At 60.3% G+C, this 267-nt stretch carries 1 pseudogene; it reads left to right on the top strand.

Going from position 1 to position 267, the window contains the following annotated elements:
* A pseudogene (locus SB822_RS57675) lies at window positions 1-267 on the top strand (ATP-dependent helicase); the annotation flags it as partial.

Below are 267 nucleotides of genomic sequence, written 5' to 3'. Positions count from 1 at the left end.
GGCTTCCTGCCGGACTTGCAGCGCATTCTGAATCTGCTGCCGAAAGAGCGTCAGACGCTGCTGTTTTCGGCCACATTCTCCGGCGAAATCAAGAAGCTCGCGGCCACGTATCTGCGCGATCCGCAAACCATCGAAGTCGCGCGCAGCAACTCGACGGCGACCAATGTCACGCAGATCGTCTATGAAGTGGCCGAGGGCGACAAGACCGGCGCCGTCGTCCAGTTGATCCGCGAGCGCAGCCTCAAGCAGGTGATCGTGTTCTGCAAC

The sequence above is a fragment of the Paraburkholderia sp. SIMBA_054 genome (assembly GCF_046534875.1).
GTDB lineage: Bacteria > Pseudomonadota > Gammaproteobacteria > Burkholderiales > Burkholderiaceae > Paraburkholderia > Paraburkholderia hospita.
Note: the sequence above shows the minus strand (reverse complement) of the source record. Positions and strands in the feature narration are given on the sequence as shown.